Origin of the sequence: Streptomyces sp. NPDC050485 (assembly GCF_044458185.1) — a bacterium.
Classification (GTDB): Bacteria; Actinomycetota; Actinomycetes; order Streptomycetales; family Streptomycetaceae; genus Streptomyces.
The window spans coordinates 1-16,658 of record NZ_JBITHR010000059.1; the positions used below are offsets into that span (position 1 = coordinate 1).

14 protein-coding genes and 5 pseudogenes are annotated in these 16,658 nt (G+C 68.5%); 8 read left to right on the plus strand and 11 right to left on the minus strand.

All coding sequences use genetic code 11. The features are described 5' to 3' along the window. The first annotated feature begins 558 nt into the window (after positions 1–558). From ACIBK6_RS41745 to ACIBK6_RS41770, 6 genes and pseudogenes are all read left to right on the plus strand, one after another. The gene (locus ACIBK6_RS41745) at positions 559–900 is read left to right on the plus strand and encodes a hypothetical protein (protein ID WP_399058628.1); all 342 of its coding nucleotides are present in this window, start codon (positions 559–561) and stop codon (positions 898–900) included. A 705-nt stretch (positions 901–1,605) separates the two neighbouring features. Beyond that, on the plus strand, positions 1,606–2,130 hold the full coding sequence (locus ACIBK6_RS41750; RefSeq protein WP_399058630.1) for a hypothetical protein: 525 nt from the start codon (positions 1,606–1,608) through the stop codon (positions 2,128–2,130). 44 nt (positions 2,131–2,174) lie between these two features. Then, positions 2,175–2,502: pseudogene (locus tag ACIBK6_RS41755) on the plus strand (ISNCY family transposase); the annotation flags it as partial. A 138-nt stretch (positions 2,503–2,640) separates the two neighbouring features. After that, positions 2,641–4,287, plus strand: a complete 1,647-nt coding sequence (locus ACIBK6_RS41760) for an APC family permease (protein WP_399058632.1) — start codon at positions 2,641–2,643, stop codon at positions 4,285–4,287. Between the two features lie 463 nt (positions 4,288–4,750). Further along, on the plus strand, positions 4,751–5,371 hold the full coding sequence (locus ACIBK6_RS41765) for a Tn3 family transposase (protein ID WP_399058634.1): 621 nt from the start codon (positions 4,751–4,753) through the stop codon (positions 5,369–5,371). A gap of 372 nt (positions 5,372–5,743) precedes the next feature. Further along, positions 5,744–6,115, plus strand: a complete 372-nt coding sequence (locus tag ACIBK6_RS41770) for a hypothetical protein (protein WP_399058636.1) — start codon at positions 5,744–5,746, stop codon at positions 6,113–6,115. A gap of 719 nt (positions 6,116–6,834) precedes the next feature. On the opposite strand, the gene ACIBK6_RS41775 is transcribed toward ACIBK6_RS41770, so the two are convergent. The 7 genes and pseudogenes from ACIBK6_RS41775 to ACIBK6_RS41805 all read right to left on the minus strand — a co-directional run bounded on the left by ACIBK6_RS41775 (position 6,835) and on the right by ACIBK6_RS41805 (position 13,230). Next, positions 6,835–7,455 (minus strand): hypothetical protein, encoded by a 621-nt coding sequence (locus ACIBK6_RS41775; RefSeq protein ID WP_399058638.1) that lies wholly within the window; start codon positions 7,453–7,455, stop codon positions 6,835–6,837. A gap of 288 nt (positions 7,456–7,743) precedes the next feature. Next, on the minus strand, positions 7,744–8,448 hold the full coding sequence (locus tag ACIBK6_RS41780) for a hypothetical protein (protein WP_399058640.1): 705 nt from the start codon (positions 8,446–8,448) through the stop codon (positions 7,744–7,746). A gap of 268 nt (positions 8,449–8,716) precedes the next feature. Beyond that, positions 8,717–8,914: pseudogene (locus ACIBK6_RS41785) on the minus strand (tetratricopeptide repeat protein); the annotation flags it as partial. Beyond that, positions 8,889–10,104, minus strand: a pseudogene (locus ACIBK6_RS41790) (ATP-binding protein). The pseudogenes ACIBK6_RS41790 and ACIBK6_RS41785, both read right to left, overlap by 26 nt. 883 nt (positions 10,105–10,987) lie before the next feature. Then, entirely contained in the window at positions 10,988–12,073 is a 1,086-nt protein-coding gene (locus ACIBK6_RS41795) for a hypothetical protein (RefSeq protein WP_399058642.1), read from the minus strand. A gap of 105 nt (positions 12,074–12,178) precedes the next feature. Further along, on the minus strand, positions 12,179–12,385 hold the full coding sequence (locus ACIBK6_RS41800; RefSeq protein ID WP_399058644.1) for a DUF397 domain-containing protein: 207 nt from the start codon (positions 12,383–12,385) through the stop codon (positions 12,179–12,181). After that, positions 12,382–13,230, minus strand: a complete 849-nt coding sequence (locus ACIBK6_RS41805; RefSeq protein WP_399058646.1) for a helix-turn-helix domain-containing protein — start codon at positions 13,228–13,230, stop codon at positions 12,382–12,384. The genes ACIBK6_RS41800 and ACIBK6_RS41805 overlap by 4 nt, the downstream gene beginning before the upstream one ends. A 235-nt stretch (positions 13,231–13,465) precedes the next feature. Between ACIBK6_RS41805 and ACIBK6_RS41810 the strand changes: the two genes are divergently transcribed. Beyond that, a complete protein-coding gene (locus tag ACIBK6_RS41810) occupies positions 13,466–13,681 on the plus strand; it encodes a hypothetical protein (RefSeq protein WP_399058648.1) in 216 nt (71 codons plus the stop codon). Positions 13,682–14,133: 452 nt separating this feature from the next. On the opposite strand, the gene ACIBK6_RS41815 is transcribed toward ACIBK6_RS41810, so the two are convergent. From ACIBK6_RS41815 to ACIBK6_RS41830, 4 genes and pseudogenes are all read right to left on the minus strand, one after another. Then, positions 14,134–14,481 carry a hypothetical protein gene (locus tag ACIBK6_RS41815; RefSeq protein ID WP_399058649.1) on the minus strand — a complete coding sequence of 116 codons (348 nt, stop codon included), beginning with the start codon at positions 14,479–14,481 and terminating at the stop codon, positions 14,134–14,136. 423 nt (positions 14,482–14,904) lie between these two features. Next, positions 14,905–15,246 (minus strand): annotated as a pseudogene (locus ACIBK6_RS41820) (transposase family protein); the annotation flags it as partial. Positions 15,247–15,268: 22 nt separating this feature from the next. Then, positions 15,269–15,469, minus strand: a pseudogene (locus ACIBK6_RS41825) (transposase); the annotation flags it as partial. 71 nt (positions 15,470–15,540) lie between these two features. Continuing rightward, complete coding sequence (locus ACIBK6_RS41830) at positions 15,541–16,134, minus strand: transposase (protein ID WP_399058651.1); 594 nt, start codon at positions 16,132–16,134, stop codon at positions 15,541–15,543. A gap of 4 nt (positions 16,135–16,138) precedes the next feature. Here ACIBK6_RS41830 and ACIBK6_RS41835 point away from each other — a divergent pair, with 4 nt between their 5' ends. Continuing rightward, complete coding sequence (locus tag ACIBK6_RS41835; protein WP_399058656.1) at positions 16,139–16,267, plus strand: hypothetical protein; 129 nt, start codon at positions 16,139–16,141, stop codon at positions 16,265–16,267. The last annotated feature ends 391 nt before the right edge of the window (positions 16,268–16,658 follow it).

The following is a 16,658-nucleotide window of genomic DNA, read 5'->3' on the forward strand; positions in this document are numbered from 1 at the left end:
TGGCCGACAGATCAAACTCAAGGCACAGGGCCAGTCGCGGCGCGAGTCAGGCCACCGCTCGGAGCAGTACCCGAACATCCTCACAGTCGCGGCGGTTCTTCTGATTCGAGACCCACACTCCCCAGTCGCGCCTCGTGCCCTTGGCCCTCGATGGCGATCTGTTCGGCCCGACCTGACCGGGGCCGTGCGTGGTGGGAGCCCCGCCCCGTGAAGGGAACGGGCATGCCCGCTGCACAAGAGGGCTCCCGCCACACCGTGTCGTGCCGTAAGGACACCAGCACGTTCTCCGTGATGAGGGACGCATGTCTGCCGGGAGCCAACGCCGCCGCGTGGTCACGTCAACGGCCCTAACGCCAGCCCGAGTTGGTGCCCACTGCAGCCCATACCCTGAGGTCACCGAGCGGGCGGGTTATCCGATAAGCGGGGCGGATCCAGTTCGCGGCAGTCGTGAAATTCAGCGTGTCACTGAGGAGTTGGGACATATTCCGCATTAGCTTTCATGGTCGTACGAAGTCGATCAACTTCTGATCGCTTCCGTTCGACCTACCGGAGATGAAATTGCGAAAGCTTCGTAAGGCCGCCGTTGTGATCGCCGTACTGGGCAGCGTTGGCCTCCTCGGCGCAGGCACCGCAAACGCCCATGGTGGGAGCCGGGGTGGGACGAACTCCTTCTCCAGCGACGGGGAGGGCGGCGGGAAGGCAGGCGGGAAGGGTGACGTCTTCAACGTCTCCCAGGGCACCCAGTGCCGGTCGCACGACCTGAACATCGACGTCCTCGGTGCGGTCGGCGTCCTCAACGGCGTGCTGGGGGGCGCGCTCAACGGCGAGGGCAACGCGGGTGCGCAGCAGAACAAGCTGGGCTCCAGCATGGGTTGCAACAACGGCGCCTTCGAGAAGTAAGGACACGCAGTCCCGGTGCCGAGCCACTGTCTGGGCACCGGGACTCGTCGAGCACCCGGTTCACGCTCCGCCTGAGCTCGGCCCCCCGCCCAAAACCCGCTCCTCGACTTCCCTTTTCGCGAGGCTGCTCCCGCCCCGCGCCGGTGCAGGGAGACTGCGACTCTTCCAACCGCGGGCGTTCGCCACCACACCTGCGGTTGGTCGACGGAGTGCTTCTGGTCAAGAAGCCGGCACAGAAGTACCGCGTCAGCGTCCCCAGGATCTACCAGCGCTACCGGACCGTGCTGAAGACCGACCATGGTCCCCGCCGAGGGCTTGAGCTCTGCCGCGAACGACTTCCTCCGTAGCGGTTGTCTTCGTGGCGGACGCGGCAGACGACCACATCCGGCACCTGAAAGACCTGACCTGACAGGCACTGGAAGTGCCGGATGCGGTTATGAGCCGCACGTCCGGCTCGGTGGGGGCCGTTGAAAGGGGCCTGGTCACAGGCCCCTCGCTGGCGGCCTACCCAACGTCACGTACGGATCTGCGGGTGCGATTCCCCCCCCTGCCCACCCGACCACCTTCGCCTGAACACCGACACCCCCACTGCCCACCCCGCTCTTCTCCCGGCCATCTGCCCATCTGCCCACCTGGCCCCAGGGAGAGGTCTACGATGAGCAGCACGGCCCCCAGGCCCGAACGCCCATCCATGGGGAGGCAGTTGTGGCAGCGCCGCCGGATGGCGAGGACGGTCACCGCCCCGACTACCCGCCGAAGACCCCGCCCCCGCCCAAGAAGCCCGTCGAGCCGCCCCGGCCCGAAAGTGCCACGCCTGCCTCTGTCTTGGTACGGCCGCGCCCGGCGGCGCGGATCGCGAACCGCAGGGCGGCGAACTGGACGCTGGAGAACGCCCCCTGGACACCCGCGAAAGCGGGCCGGCACGTCACGGCCAAGCTGGCCGAGTGGGGCTACCGGCTGGACCACGACCGGGAAGCGGACATCGCCGAGGTGACCGTACTCCTGGCCCACGCTGCCCTCACGGACGGCGGCCGCCGCATCAGCCTCCACCTCGCAGACCAGGACCACCAGGCCCTCATCCTGCTCCTCTCCCACCAGGTCGGCGACGCACCCGAGGGCGAGGACCTGCTGCGTGAAGTGACCGCGCTCGGCGTCGTCTCCTGCGGCACGGATACCGATCTGGAGGACGGTGGCCGCCGTCGCTGGGCCCTGACCGACCTGGTCGGGTGAGCCGGTGTCACTCTGATGCCGCGCGTCGTGACAGTTCGGCCCAGCCGGGGACGGTCGTAGCCGACCGGGGCTTTGGCTCCGCGACCAACGACCAGGCCCTGGCCGAACTCGGCGTCCAGCGGATCGGTCTCCAACGCGCTGGAAGACCTGGCAAGGCACGGCGTGAGCACGAACAGAGTCGCCCGTTCCGGCGTATGCGCAACTGAAGAGTCGGTATCCAACTGAAGAGTCGGTATCGAGGCCCGCATCAGCCATCTCAAGCGCAGCTTCGGCTGCCGCACACGCCTCCGCCGCCTGACCGGCGCCCAGACCCGGGCCGGACTCGGAGTCTTCGCCTGCAACCCCCAGCGGATGACCACCCCCAGCCAGTGAGGCAGGGACCAACGGCACGCCGGCGGCCTGGTGCCGTCCAACAGCTCCGACCCCGTCACCAGCCGAATCCCTTTTTCAGGGGCAAGTAGCTAGCGATATGATTGTGACGTACCTCACCTTGGATGAAGGGTGCGGGCCATGGGCGTATCCGAAGCGACACCCGTCACGCACAGCGGCCATCCCGGCTTGAGGCGAGAGATCGGCTTTGTAGGGCTGATCTGGGCCTCCGAGGGGTCGATCATCGGATCCGGCTGGCTGTTCGGCGCGCAGAAGGCGCTGGGAGTGGCCGGGCCGGCCGCGATCATTTCCTGGGGGATCGGCAGTGTCGCGATCTTGATCCTGGCGCTGGTGCACGCGGAGCTCGGCGGCATGTATCCGGTCTCCGGCGGCACGGCCCGCTTCCCGCACTACGCGTTCGGCGGAGCCGCCGGAGCGTCGTTCGGATGGTTCTCCTGGCTCCAGGCGGCCACGGTCGCACCCATCGAGGTGCTGGCGATGATCACGTACGGCCAGCACTACTCCTGGGCGAAAGGCTGGCTGAAGATCAAGGGCGGCCAGGACCTGCTGACCGGTTCCGGGATCGCCGTCGCGATCGTGCTGATGGCGGTCATCACCGCCATCAACTTCCTCAGCATCCGGCTGCTGGCACGTACCAACAGCGCGGCGACCTGGTGGAAGGTCGGCATCCCGCTGCTGACGATCTTCGTGTTCGCCATCATCCAGTTCCACGGAAGCAACTTCACCGCCGCCGACGGGTTCAACCCTTACGGCGCGAAGGGCATCCTGGGCGCGGTCTCCACCAGCGGCATCATCTTCGCGCTGCTGGGCTTCGAGCAGGCCGACCAGCTCGCCGGTGAGAGCGCGAACCCGAAACGCGACATTCCGCGTGCGGTGATCGGCTCCATCGTGATCGGCGCGATCATCTACATCCTGCTGCAAGTCGTCTTCCTCGCAGCGCTCCCCGCCTCGCAGGTCCAGGGCACCTGGACCACCGCCGCGTTCAACACCCTGACCGGTCCGTTCGCCCAGCTGGCCACGCTCATCAGCCTGGGCTGGCTGGCCACCATCCTCTATCTGGACGCGGTGGTCTCCCCTGCCGGTACGGGCCTGATCTACATCACCGGGTCTTCCCGGGTCTCCTACGGCCTCAGCCGCAACGGCTATGTGCCGCAGGTCTTCGAGAAGACCACCCGGCGCGGTGTTCCCTGGCCCGGCCTCATCGCCGCGTTCGTGACCGGCTGCATCTGCTTCCTGCCGTTCCCGAGCTGGCAGTCGCTCGTAGGGCTGATCACCAGCGCCAGCGTGCTCATGTACGCCGGCGCGCCGCTGTCCTTCGGCGTCTTCCGCAACCGCCTGCCGAACGCCGACCGTCCGTACCGCCTGCCCGGCGGGTCCTGGATGTCGCCACTGGCCTTCGTCGTCGCCAACCTGCTGATCCTGTGGTCGGGCTGGCAGACCGACTGGAAGCTGGGCGTGGCGATCCTCATCGGCTACGTCATCCTCATCGCCAACCGGGTGTTCAAGATGAACCCGATCACGCCCCAGCTCGATCTGCGCGCGGCGCAGTGGTTGCCCGCCTATCTGATCGGCATGGGACTCATCGTCTACGCCAGCGACTTCGGCCCGCTGAAGCAGCCGTGGTTCCCGCTGTGGTGGGACATGCTCGTGGTGGCGGCGTTCAGCCTCGCCATCTACTACTGGGCGCTCGCGGTGGCCCTGCCGACCGAGAAGATCCAGCGGATGATCGACCAGGTGGTGGTCCCGGAGGAGGCCGACATCCACTGATCGGCGTCCAGGCCTGCTCCTCGTCACGGGCGGCACGGCGTGCAGCGGTTTCACAGGCCCGGTCGTCGGAGATGGGGCGCAGCTAGGGCCAGACCTGTTGGGCCTCCCGGCAGAAGATGTCCGCGCCAACTGGGCCGATCCTGGGTACTTCCTGCAACAGCTCCCGCGCTCGCCACGGACGTGTCCCTGTGCGCTTCCTCGCGGAGGTTGCGCGGGTCGCCCTTCCAGCGGTCGAGTACGAGCTCGGCGTCATCGCCGAGTGTGGTCGCCGTGCTCTCGTGATACCGGACGTAGTGGGCACGGCCCAGCGTGTCCACCTCGTCCTGCCAGCGGGATCCGTCATCGCCCGAGGAGTGCGCAGCCCGGCTCCGAAGAGCTCCCTGGCGGCAGCCGTTGCGATGTCCGCCCGGACATCTCGCAGGCGTGGGGCGACGCATCCCCGGTCGCCGCGGACGGCACTCACATGGACACCTGCCTCAACAACCTGCTCTCCGAGACCTCGGTGAGGTACGGAACTGGAGTAGGCATCGCCTACCATCGCATCTCGGACACCTGCATCGCGCTGTTCACGCACTTCGTCCCGATCGAGCCTCAGTTCCGGCACCTGATGCGGGTGGCGATCTCCGTACGCCCGGGCGCCATCTCCGCCACCTTGCTGCTGCGGCGCCTGCGCGCGGACTCCCGCAAGAACGCCACGTACACGGCCTTCCGCGAGGTGGGCCGCGTCATCCGCACTGTCCGGCTGCTGCGCTACCTCTCGGACACCCCGCTGCGCCGGCGGGTCACCGCGGCCACGAACAAGGTCGAGGCGTTCAACGGCTTCTCCCAGTGGATCGGCTTCGGCAACGGTGGCGTCATGACCGACAACGACCCCGTCGAGCAGGAGAGACCGCGAAATTCAACGCGCTGCTCACGAACGCGGTGTTCGCTGAACTTCCTGCGCCAGGAGTCGTGTTGCTCGGAGGCGAGGAGCAGTCTGATTCCGGTAGGCGGGTCTGGCGGGAGGCGCCGCCGGGGTTGGAGATCGTGGGAATGCCGAGGTCGACGACACTGCGGCTGGAGGGGCGACGGTCGAGCTGGGTGAACCAGACCATCGTTCTGGCTTGCAGGAGTCGCCTCGGGCCGCTGCTTCGCGTCCGGAAGTCCGCCAGAATCGTATCCGCGACGAAGCCACCCTGATCGCTGACCCAGTCCACCTCATGCGGCTCTTCGGCATCAGCAGCACTGCGATGCGCTACGGCAACGCGGCCCACCCTGAGCGCACTGCGCGAGTCCCGCGATGGTTACTCGGGCTCAACCGAACCGCCATGAGGGTCTGTCAGACAGAGCGGCGGTCGGGTTCCGGCCCACCAAGGCGCCAGATTTCGCGAACCTGTGCGCTTCGGTCCAAGGGCGACCAGAGCCCCGACCAGTAGAAGCCCATGCTCCGCTCCTACTGGTGCACATACTCAATGGGGTGGATCGACGTGAAGCACTTCTATCAACTCAATGTCACCGAGGCGGAGAAGGCGGCGCTCGCTACGATGGCGAGCTGGAGGCTTACCACGAGCGCGTCGTGGCCGCCGTGGAGCACGGCGGGGGAGCAGTCGGCTGGAAGGCCGCCACGTTCGGGTGGATCGGTACCCGCTTCGGCACCATGGTCGGTGTCTCCGACAGACGCGAGCTGCCCGAAGAGCACAGCGCCGTCATCAACGCCGCGATGAACGAGAAAATGCGCGCCGCGGTGCACAAAGTGTGGGGCGAGCCGGGCCTGGCTCCCGTGCAGCGTGGCTCGGTGGCTCTGATGACGCAGGAATTCCGCGCCGCCGTTGCCCAGACCGGCGCCTGACACAGGCTGCGGCGCGGGGGAAGGCCTGGGCAGGCCGGTCGGTGTCGAGGAATTCGGCATGGATGGCCGGATGGGTGGAATCCCAGATAGGGGGCTGGATGTCAGACCCGCCGCTCAGGTTCCCGGCTCGAGAGCAAACAGAGTGACGAGCTGATTGAGCTGGAACGTAAAGCTGTGGCCGCGGGTGATGCGGCCCGAGCGGTGCCGTGTTCGGCGGAGGCCTTGGGGGGCCGTGGCTGGATGCTGCCGAGGCTGTGCGGGCTGCGGCGACTGGGCAGAGTCGTTTCGAGGTGGCGACAGATCTAAAACTCGCGTTCGCCAGCCGGAGGCGTGTGCAGCGAAGAAGGCCAAGGAGTCCGAGAAGGGCTGATTCCCTGGGTCTGGGGAGACTGGGCGGCGGACCGGCCGTGAGGGTCGTCTTGCTGACGTTGCGTCTGAGCGGGTCCGGCAGTGAGCCCTGGGGTGGTGCCCAGGGGCTTTGCCGTGTCAGAGCGCGGACTGGAATGCGGACGCCGTCGGTAGGTGTTGCTGGCTGCGGTGACGCGGTCGAGGACGGCCGGTACCCGTCCGGCGTGCGGGACTGCGGCCCGTGCGGTGAGCGGGCGTCGGCGGTGGTCTCAGCCGGGGCGACGGTGCGGCGACGGAGACGAGGGGTCCCGGGAGCCGGTCGCCGAGCGCGAAGCCCGAGTGACTCAGGTCCCCGCCCGGCCCTGAGTGGCTCAGGTCCTCGCCTGGCTGGCCAGTTCCTTGGCCAGGCGTGCCAGTTGAGGGTCGGCCTTGGCGGTGTCGCCGAGGCTGACGATCAGGGCCACGTCGCCTGGTCCGTCCACGGGCAGCCGCACATACACGACGGTGCCGCCGGGCGTCGGCACCGGCAAGCCACGCTCCGCCGTGGCCGCCTTGTCGAGCCAGGTCCCCATCTCGGCCGTGGACATCTTGGCGTCCACCTGAACTTGTGGCGCCAGCAGACCGACCGCGAGGTCCTTGCCAACACCGACGGTGTAGGCGTGCAGCTCCTGCGAGTTGACGCGGTAGACGCAGTCGATCGTAGCGCCGTCGAACCGGCGGATCGGGGAGTCCGGCGAGCCGTCGAACGCCGCCGTCGCGGCGGGCCCGTCGGGGCTCGTGCCCGCCGCCTGGTCGCCGTATCCCGCGGCTTTGCCCGCCGCGGCGATGTCGTACTTCACCGGGCACTTCGGCGCACCGGCGGTGCCCGTCGCCTTCGCCCGCTCCTTGACCCACGCCACGCTCAGCGCCCCGCTGTCCGAGCCCTTCGAACATCCGGTGAGCAGCAGCGTGGCGGCGCCGAGCGCGGCGGCCGCGCGGAACCTCGTAAACATGAACATCCCCCGATGGGCCCTCCTGCTGAACCTCGCCGGCGACCGGACGCTGGTGAGGGCATCAATTGATCGACGGATGGATCTTAGGCCGTGTCCCGGTGGGTCGTCTGCCCGGGAGGCGATCCGCACCGGGGACGGGCGGCGTGCCGGGCACCCACCCCGGGAGGAGATCCACCGGACAGGCCCCAGGCCCGGCCTCTGTCTGGTCGGACGTCTCCAACTGGGCGCCTTGCGGTCCGGGTTGCTCCCACAGAACCCGGTAGGCCTTCGGCGTTTCCCAGAATGGTGTCAACAACCAAGACCAGGTACCCCCGAATGGGCTAGCGGGCCTTCTTCTTGTCGAACCAGATGGTGGCCGCTATGGGCACAAGCCCCGCCCAGAAGAGGAGGCGAAGGACGGTGAGGCTGTCCAGGGGGCCCGGCAATCAGCAGGGCGCACAGCATGGCCCAGCCCGATTGGGCCAGGACGACGCGGGCCCAGCGACCGTGGCGGATCAGGGAGCGGAGGTTGAGCTGCGCGTCGGCGCGGAGTTTGCGGTGGCAGCGCCAGGCACCGAGGGCCCAGATCACTGCCATGATCGCAATGGCCCACAGACGCTGGCCGGTGGGTAGGGGCAGTTCGGGGGCGGGGTGGTAGTCCGAGGGGAACAGGTTGACCATGGCGCCTGCCACGACCAGGCAGAGCAGGGCGAGCCATTGGGTGCCGCGCAGGAGGCGGTAAGTGGCGCGGTCGAGTTGCTGCCGCATGGCTGGGGAGTCGGGCTGGCCGGCGAGTGCGTCCGCGTACAGTTCGGCGGCCCGGGTGGCGCTGACGCTCGGCGCCTGTGCGGCCTTCTCCGTCTGGCGGGCGAGGGCCTCCGGGTGGGTGGGGTCGATGCGGAGGATGGCTTCGTCGAGTTGATCGGAGACGGTGCCGTTGCCGACGGAGCTGGCGATGCGTTGCGCGACTTCGTGGGCGTAGATGTTCTCGGGGCCGAGGAGCAGTGCTTCCATGGCCAGGTCGGCTGCCTCGCGGGAGATGCGATCGGTGTCGCTGAAACTGATTCCTGGCGCCGGTTTCCCGGGCGTATCGGACCACGGCAGCACGCCACACGGCGTCCGCGAGCATGGCACGGGCGTAGGACTCCTCAGGAGCTACGCGGACCGCGTCACGCAGTACGGGTTCGACGTGGGGCCAGCCTCTGTCATGCACCATAGTTTGAGCACGCAGCATGAGCGCGCCGTAGTCGTCGGGAGCCAGTTTGAGGGCCTCGTCGGCTGCTTCCATCGCCTGCTTGGGCCCATTCGCGCGCAAGTGGCAGTAGCTGATCTTGACCCAGGCGCGTATGTCGCCGGGATCCTCGGCGAGGCGGCGGCCCAGCAGTGCCAGGGCCTGGTCATGGCGTCCGAAGTCGATCAGACCCTGGGCCTCTCGACGGCCGGGTGCAGCGCGGTTACAGCTTCCGCCGCTTCTTGAGATGGGCGACCAGGTCGTCGTACATGCCGCCGTCGTTCGCGTACATCGCGACGTTGCGCGCCGAGGCGAACCACGGTTCCGTCGAGGGCACCGTCTGCTTCGCGGCACCGAGCAGGTCCTTCATGCCGATCATGCGAACGACACCGGTGCGGACCGAGTCGAGGAGCGCCGTCTCGGCCGCGGACTCGCACAGGTGGGCGAGGTCGGCGCCGGACAGGCCGTCGGTCAGCTTGACGAGCTTGCCCAAGTCGACCTTCTCGATGGGGCGTTCACGCAGGTGGTAGCGGAGAATCGTCTCGCGGACCGGGGCGTCGGGGGCAGTACGAGGAGTGTGCGGTCGAAGCGGCCGGGGCGGCGCAGGGCGATGTCGACGTCCCAGGGGACGTTCGTCGCGGCGAGCATGAAGACGCCCTCGTTGGCGGCGGCGTTGATGCCGTCCAGCTCGGTCAAAAGCTGGTTGACGGTGTTGCGCATGCCTGCGCTCTGCGTACGGCTGTGCTTGCCGCCCAGAGCGTCCAGCTCGTCGAGGAACACGACGCAGGGGGCTTGGCGGCGGGCCGTCTCGAAGAGTTCGTGCATGTTGCGCTCGGAGTTGCCGATCCACATGTCGAGCATGTCGTTGACCGACACGGGCAGGAAACTCGCACCGAGCTCGCCCGCCACGGGCAGGAAGCTCGCGCCGAGCTCGCCCGCGACGGCGCGCGCCACGAAGGTCTTGCCGCAGCCGGGAGGCCCGTAGAGGAGGAGGCCGCCGCGCAGACTCTTGCCGTACAGCTTGCGCAACTCGGGGTTGCGCAGGGGCGCGAGGAATGCGGCTTCAAGCCGGTCCTTGACCTCCTGCATGCCGCCGACGTCGGCGAGGCGCACGGCGCCCGGAGTATCGACGTCCCAGGCGGGGGAGTCGTCGGGGTCGCCGCTGCCGTCGGTGGTGAGGGGCTCTTCGACGAAGCGGGGTGGAATCACATCTTTGAACTGGTCAGCGGCGGCGCCCCAGTTGAAGTTGGTGTCGAGTTCGGGCTCCGTGGGTGGGGTTGCCGGGGCCGGCGGATGCACAGGAGTCGGCGTTTGGGCGGGGGAGTGCGTGCCCATGGCGCGCGCCATCAACGCCTCTTCCTGACTGTCACCCGGTGCGTGTTAGAGCGCGATGGCCACCCCCGTGACGCGTCGTCCTGCTGCCGGGCGTCCAGCAGCAATCAGGCCAAGTGCAGCCGCAGCGGTACGTCACCGGGTGCCGCCTCGACGGCCGTGCGCAAACTTCGTATCAAGGGAGAGACCCAGACGTGGAGTTGGGAGCAAATGGCCCAAGTCCGCCGACCGTGGGGGGCTTTGACCATATTGCCCCGCACGGTGACGGTGGTCGCGGCGGCCTTGGCCAGGGTCTTGCAAGGTGGCTGTCCATCGGCCGTGGGAGAGGGTGATCTGGCCGTCGGGGTGATGGTGACCTGAGAACCGTATACGGTCAGTTCGCCCTGGGTGTTGAGGCGGTCTCGGACGTCTTCCAGGGTGTCCCACCGGCGGCGGGGGTCGCCTTGATGGATCGTGGGTGGCTGGCGGGGGGCGGGGCGCTCTCGTTCCGGGCGCCGCGCCCGAACACCCCATGAACGAGGCCCCGTTGTGGGCGATATGGCCGCTGGCGCCGCCGTCTGCCGTCTTGTCGGCGATGAGGATCAGTCTGGTGCTGGCGATGGTAGTGACCAGCCGGCCGCCGGGGCGCAGCGCGTGCAGCCAGGAGACCGGGATGGGCCGTACCGCCATGGTGGACACGATGTGGCCGAACTGGCGGGGCAGTGCCTGGGTGAGGTCTCAGGCGGCGGTGTGCGGGTGCAGCCCGATGCTGCACAGCCGGTCGGTTGCAGCGTCCACTAGGTACTGATCGACGTCCACGCTGGTGGTGGGCTCCACGGGCACTGTGCCGGCGTCCGATCTGCGGCAGGAGCGGATGAGCGGAGGAGATGTTCTGTTCAAGGGGCTTGCTGCGACTGGGGGAGTGTGGGGCTGGTGCGCGCTGGAGCGTGTGTGCTGTGATCGCTGACGATACTTGAGGTTCCACCGGGCAGTGGCTGGTGGAACCGGGGGTCACCTGTCGTTCTCGTGCGGAGGGGAGTAGGCGGCGGCGTAGGTGGTGAGGGCGGCGCGCAAGCGGCGGCCCTGTTCGTTGTCGGGGATTTTGATGGAGCGGCCGCCGAGTGCTGCGGTGGCGGTGCGGGCCTGGGGCAGGGCCGGGAAATTGCGGCGCGCGAGGGCCGCGCGCAGTTCGCGGAGCGTGCGGTAGGTGGCGTGTGCGAGGCCGTGTCCGCCGGTGGCGATGAAGGGTTCAGCTGCGGTGAGGAGCTCGTTTTCCGCGCGGAGGAAGCCAGGGGTCTGGCCGCTGCGTGCGGCTGGTGTCCGCGGTCCTGCCGCATGTGGGGTGTCCGGGTCGGCGGGGTCGGGCCCGTGGATCCGCGCCACGGCGTCGCTCCAGTGGATGCCGGGGGGCGGGGAGTGGGGGGTGCGGTCGTTGGCGGCGGTGATGAGCTGTTCGACGGTGAGTCCGCCGGTGAGCCGGTGCACGCGCTGGGTGAGGCCGCGCGAGGGTCTGCGGTAGCGGGCGCGGATGTTCTGTTTGCTCCGGCCGAGATCGGCGCCGATGGCGTCCCAGGGGACGTTGTGGGCGAGAGCGTGGGCGATGGCCAGGGGCTCGGCCAGGTCGGCGAGTTCACGCAGCTGCCGGGCCAGGGTGAGGGCGGCTCGGGGGCGCTCGCCGGTGAGCTCGCGCAGCTGCTCGGCGAGTTGGCCCAGCCACTCGCGGTGGACGTCGGGCAGGGCGGGGTCGAGGGCGGCGTCGGCGTGGGTGTGCCAGGTGTTGTAGGCGGTGAGGTCCTGGTCGTTGTGCCGGTTTTCGCCGTCCAGGGTGAGCCGACGGCCGCCTGTCGGGTCGTAAGGGAGGTCGGGGCCGCGCCATCCGCACCGGCAGGCGGGGATGAGGGCGGCGGGCTGTTCGGTGGGGCGGCCCGGTTCGGGGCCGGTCCAGTTGCCGCCGGAGGCGTGCGGGCTGTCGCGGAACTCCCGCTCGTACAGGGCGGCGCGGTTGGTGCGGTACAGCGGTACGGTGCCGTCGGCCAGGCGGCCGAGCAGGGTTCCGCGGTGGCGCTGGTCGGTGTCGCGGGGGTGGGTCCAGGCCATCGGGTCAGGCTCCGGGGGCGGTGGGTGGCACGGTTATCGGTAACGGGGGTCTGCGGCGTGGGTCCCTTCCCGGGAGAAAAGGGGGCCCACGCCATTGAGGGGCGGTCAGATCGGGGTGTCCTTCGCGAAGCTGATGAACGCGGTGAAGGCTGCGGGGGCGATCTGGAAGGCGGGGCCGGCGGGCTGCTTGGAGTAGCGGACGGCTGTGGTGGTGGCGAGGTGGGCTACCTCGATGCAGTTGTTTCCGCCGTCGCTGTATGTCGACTTGGTCCAGGTCGGTCCGGATTGGGCGGCGTTGGGGATGGTGGTCATAGCGTGTCCTTGAGTTGAGCGATGAGGTCGGTCGTTCTGCCGAAGGGCAGGGCCGCCGCGCGCAGGCGCTCGAAGGCGCTGCCGTAGACCGAGACTTCCGCAGGGTCTTCGACGTAGAGCGCGCTCGTCAGGTGCTCTACGAGTGCGATGTCCAGATCTGCCGTCTCCGGAAACCCGAGGATGGTGAAAGGGCCTGCCATCCCCGGGTGCGGGGACGCGGTGAGCGGAAGTACCTGCACGCAGACGTGCGGAAGGTCCTGGACGTCGAGGAGCTTCTGCAACTGCTCCCGCATGACGTGGGGATCGCCCAACTGCGGCCGGAGGGCGACCTCGTGGATGATGGCCCGGAGTTCCGGCGGGTCGGGGCGGGTGAGGACGGACTGCCGCGCCACACGGACTTCAACCAGCGTGTGCACACGGTCCGGCGTGGACGTCATGTTGATCGCGTCGATCGTCGCGCGGGCGTAGGCCGCGGTCTGGAGCAGGCCCGGGATGAGCGTGGTCTGAAAGGTGCGGACGGACTTCGTCTGGGCTTCCAGGCTGATCAGGTCTGCGTACGCGGGGGAGATCGTGTCGCTGTAGGTCTGCCACCATCCGCGGCGGGCGCCGTCCCGGGCCAGCGCGTGCAGAACCGCGCGCTTGGCGGCGTCGTCAACGCCGTAGAGGTCGAGAAGGGTGTCGAGGTCACCCGCCTTGACGCCGGTACGGGCTGTCTCCACCCGCGATGCCTTCACCGTGTTGATCGCGGTGCGCTCCTGGACGTCATCGAGCTTCAGGCCGGCGGCCTCGCGCAGACGACGCAGCTCGGCGCCCAAGCGGCGTCGTCGAACTGTCGGTGCACCCATCTGGCGCCACCTTCCCGGGAGTTGAAGACCAGTCTCCACTGATCGCGCTCAGCATTCCATAGCGGCCCCGGAGTCCGGCCACGTGAATATGCAAGTTTTCGTCTCTCGTCGTTTCACTTGCACTTGGGGGGCGGGTGGACACGCTGGGTGTGTCGGAGACGACACCGAGGATGATCATGTGTAACTGCTGCCGCATGCCCGGGTGGCCCGGCGAACCCCGAAGGGATGGGACCGCATGAGCAGCATGCAGTACGCGGTCGACATGGATACCGGCAACGTCGGCGAGATCGTGGCGGGGCACTCCGGCTCCGTGTTTCTGAGGCCGCCGGGTGGTGGCAGGGAGTGGGCCGTGGCGCCCAACCTGCCGCCCGGCCGCGTGCCGGCGATGTGGGTGCGGTCGATGGCCAGGCGGGTCATTGCCCGCCACCCTCACACGGGCCGCTTCGAGTAGCAACGCCCGCCGCTGGGGCGCCCAGCGCCCTCACGAGCCCGGGCAGCGCTCGTCACACCAGTAGCTGCGCGGAAGGGGCAGTGGGGTCCCGGACACTGTTGAGGTCGGTCGGCCGGGGCCCCTGCTTCAGCCTCGCACTCGTTGGAAGCGGCCCCCGCACGGGGGCCGCTGACCGAGGATGGACACCGTGACGAAGAACTGCCCCGGGTGCAAGGCGCTGCGCGACAAGGCCGCTCAGCCTCACGCCGACCTCGGGGACCTTCTCCTACAGGTCGCCTTGCATGAGTCGTCGCCGCAGTGCAGGGACAAGAAGCCGGCCGCGAAACAGTCAGACCGGTGACCGGTGGGGCCAAGGTGCCCGGGTGTCCCGTGACAGTGAACGTGGACCGTTTGCCAGCGAGGTGTGACCACTGCCCGGAGCCGAGCTGAGTGTTCGCGGGAGCAGTGAGCGCTCAAATCGGGCCTGCGCCCGAATCCCCAATGAGGCTCTGTACTAGAGGGAGATGCATGTCAGAGGAGTCCTTGGAGACGTGGACGCTCGCGGCCCCACTGGGGAGGCCGGTAAGCCGGCGTTCGGTGGATTCGAGGAGGACGTGTCCCCTGCAGTTCCTCTCCTTGTGGATACTGGCTCGGTAGCCACGGGGGAGATCGATGGTCTTGATGTCCCGCGTGAGGTTGACGCACACGCTTTCCGATTGCGGAGCGATGGTCAGGACGCCTTTGTCAGCGGCGTGGGCAGCTGAGGTTGCCAGCATGGGCACGAGGATCAGTGGGGCCGTGAACAGCATTCTCTTCTTCATGGCCTGACAACGAGCAAAACCCGCTGAGGAAACCGACCCTAGCTAGTTGGGGTGTCCGGTCGCTCCCTCCTCACCGAACGACGGTTCCTCAGTGTGGTCGGCGGGTCCTTGGGGCTTTCACCTGCCTGAAGAGCCGACCGCTCGCCGCCTTCACCGAGACCGCACACTCGGCCACCCGTCCCGGGCTCGGTAGCGGGGCCGGGCGCGAGGGCCCCTTGTGGGGGCTGTGCGGGGCTGGCGGGTGGTGTCACGCTGGAGGGGTGAAGTCCCACGGTGAGGATCCCGGCGACGCTCACGCACCCGCGGGACACCGCTACCCCACGTTGCGTGAGGAGTTCTTACCTGATCCGGGACCGGGACGCGAAGTTCCCCGCGCTCTTCGACCAGATCCTGGGAGCCGTCGGCATCCTACCGTGAGCTTTTTCAGCGGTAGCTCTCGAGGGTGAGGACTGCTTTGGCCGCTGTGGTGGGGCTGGAGCGGGCTTTGCGGAAGATCTGCCAGGTCTTCAGTCGGGCCATGCCGTGTTCGACGGGGTAGCGAGGCCGGGCGTGAGCTCTGTTGAACGACCTCTGGGTGGTGGTGAGTTCCTTTCCGGGGCGGCGTCGGACTGGGACCGCGAAGGTTCCGCCGGCACCGAGATAGCCGAGATCGGCCAGGACCGGGATGCCGAGGCGGCGGCAGGTGTTGATGACGTGGTGGGTCCGGGCCGCGGTGAGGTCGTGGGTGCGGTCGGGCAGCACGCGTGAGATCCACAGGATCCGGCCGCGGCGTTGCCTGGCGGTTGCCGCCGCGGTTGAGCCGACGCCGGCTGGTCTTTCCCGAGGATGCCTCGACAAGGCTGGTGCCGCACAGAGCGGCGAACGCGGCGTCACTGTACAGACGTTGGGGGCTGTCGTCGGCTGCGATGAGCAGGTTGGCTGCCGAGTCCGGGCCAATGCCGTTGACCTGCAGCAGGACAGGTGCCGTCCGGTGGAGCATGGCGGTCATCTGCTGGCGGGCGTCTTTGATCTCGGCTTCGAGGTACTGGATCCGCCGGGCCAGCCGAGCAAGGGCCTGTGTCACGGATGCCCCGACGGTCCCGGGAGTGGCCGGGCTGGCGTGGTGCGCCGGACAACGAGGCGGGCAAGGGACAGTCCCTCCCAGGGCTCCCGTATGCGTGCGGGAGCGTTGACCAGCAGGTTCTTGAGCTGGTTCACGGCCTGGACACGGGCTTTGACCGCGGAGTCCTTGGTGACCTTCAGGACCCGGATCGCTTCGATAGGCCCGTCGCCGTCCTTGGGCGCCGTCACCGCCTCACCTGTGAGCACTGCTCCGGCGGCGGCTTCCGCATCGACAGCATCGCGCTTGCCTCGCCGCCGGCGCATCGCCCGGTTCGGACGGTTCACCTCGACGACCTGCACACCAGCCGTTCTCAGGCTCCGCGTCAGGCCGGCGCCGTAGGAACCGGTGCCCCCCACTCCAGCCCGCAGAACCAGGCCAAAGCCCGCGGCCCAGGCCAGAAGATCCCGGTAACCGGCGGTCGTCACTGGAAACGACCGGTTCCCGAGCGCTTCTCCCAGCAGGCTGACCACCACAGCGAGGTGGCAGTCCTTGTGAGTATCGACACCGACGACGACCCCGGCACGAACATCGGTGCCTGGTACAGCAATCACGGGCATGCCTTCCCGCTTTGCCTCCCGGACATACGTCCGCGAGTTCAACACGGCCCTGGCCCCGTGGCGGCGCGAGACGGCCGTCCGCGAGTTCGTCCAGCGGACCCGGAAGGAACTGGGCGTCGCCGCCTGATGGTTCAACTGGCCGGTGGCTGAGGCTGGGGGGGCAGGTTCCGGACGACGGGGTCGGGGGCTGTCAGCTGTTGCCGAAGCTGCCGGTTCTCCAGGGCCAGCTGGTCGACCGATCGCCTGCGGGCGGTGCCGGGCGGGTGAACGCGGAGCAAAGCCCGCCCGGCACGGCTGGTCGAGCGGGGCTGGCTGGCGGAGGTGGGACCGGGGCTGTTCGCGCCGCGCGTGCGCCGCGAGCATCAGCGCCTCTACCCCGCCTCCGACCAACGGGAGTACCATCTCACCGCTTGATCACGAGCTTTGAGCCGCCCTGCGTTCCTCGGACAGTGGCGTTGAGGGGTTTCTATGCCGCGGCCTGCAACTCTTCGTACTCGGCGTGCACTTCTGCGGGGGTT

What these genes read in the sequence shown, in the direction of transcription:
- ACIBK6_RS41760 (WP_399058632.1), top strand. Translation starts at nt 2,641, where the DNA reads ATGGGCGTATCCGAAGCGACACCCGTCACGCACAGCGGCCATCCCGGC.
- ACIBK6_RS41765 (WP_399058634.1), top strand. Translation starts at nt 4,751, where the DNA reads ATGGACACCTGCCTCAACAACCTGCTCTCCGAGACCTCGGTGAGGTAC.
- ACIBK6_RS41775 (WP_399058638.1), bottom strand. Translation starts at nt 7,455, where the DNA reads ATGTTTACGAGGTTCCGCGCGGCCGCCGCGCTCGGCGCCGCCACGCTG.
- ACIBK6_RS41780 (WP_399058640.1), bottom strand. Translation starts at nt 8,448, where the DNA reads ATGGAAGCACTGCTCCTCGGCCCCGAGAACATCTACGCCCACGAAGTC.
- ACIBK6_RS41795 (WP_399058642.1), bottom strand. Translation starts at nt 12,073, where the DNA reads ATGGCCTGGACCCACCCCCGCGACACCGACCAGCGCCACCGCGGAACC.
- ACIBK6_RS41800 (WP_399058644.1), bottom strand. Translation starts at nt 12,385, where the DNA reads ATGACCACCATCCCCAACGCCGCCCAATCCGGACCGACCTGGACCAAG.
- ACIBK6_RS41805 (WP_399058646.1), bottom strand. Translation starts at nt 13,230, where the DNA reads ATGGGTGCACCGACAGTTCGACGACGCCGCTTGGGCGCCGAGCTGCGT.
- ACIBK6_RS41810 (WP_399058648.1), top strand. Translation starts at nt 13,466, where the DNA reads ATGAGCAGCATGCAGTACGCGGTCGACATGGATACCGGCAACGTCGGC.
- ACIBK6_RS41815 (WP_399058649.1), bottom strand. Translation starts at nt 14,481, where the DNA reads ATGAAGAAGAGAATGCTGTTCACGGCCCCACTGATCCTCGTGCCCATG.
- ACIBK6_RS41835 (WP_399058656.1), top strand. Translation starts at nt 16,139, where the DNA reads ATGCCTTCCCGCTTTGCCTCCCGGACATACGTCCGCGAGTTCAACACG.